Genomic DNA, 503 nt, shown 5'->3' on the forward strand with positions numbered 1-503 from the left:
AGAGTCCGTGCGATTTCTGCTATAGACTCTGATTTTTTCCAAAGCTTTACGGCAGTTCTGCGTTTTTCTTCCTGTGCAGAAGCGGGTAATTTTCTTGCATCAATAATATCCATTTGGATATTATATAGAACTATAGAATCGCCGGATTAATACTGCCAAATTTTTGTCATCGCGACTAAGGTGCAGCGTACTGCAAAAAGAATCTTCCGCATCAGTGTTGCTGGCTTTAAGGTAAGCCTTTTGTCGCCAGCCATCTTCATTGCGTACAAAAATATACACCGCGCCAGAATTACTTGCGCTATTATCGTTCTCATCGCCATTTATGCCTGTGGCTTCACTGGGAGCGCCCACAGCTAGGGTCCGGCCATCGGTGCTAAGGCTTACAGCTCGACCAAATCGATCCTCAGTATCCATATTATTAACCCAGCGGACAAATAGTTCCATTATGCTGCATATTTAATCGATTCATGCCGGAAGTAGGATGCTACACGCGCAGGTTTCTT

At 44.3% G+C, this 503-nt stretch carries 1 protein-coding gene; it reads right to left on the reverse strand.

Translation table 11 applies throughout. The features are described from left to right. Positions 1-120: 120 nt before the first annotated feature. Positions 121-414 carry an FG-GAP repeat protein gene (locus Q1A69_RS20135; RefSeq protein ID WP_299589719.1) on the reverse strand — a complete coding sequence of 98 codons (294 nt, stop codon included), beginning with the start codon at positions 412-414 and terminating at the stop codon, positions 121-123. Between the last annotated feature and the right edge of the window lie 89 nt (positions 415-503).

Origin of the sequence: uncultured Microbulbifer sp., from assembly GCF_947498635.1 — a bacterium.
GTDB lineage: Bacteria > Pseudomonadota > Gammaproteobacteria > Pseudomonadales > Cellvibrionaceae > Microbulbifer > Microbulbifer echini.

Coding starts and splice junctions, on each gene's coding strand:
- Q1A69_RS20135 (WP_299589719.1), bottom strand. CDS start 414: ATGGATACTGAGGATCGATTTGGTCGAGCTGTAAGCCTTAGCACCGAT.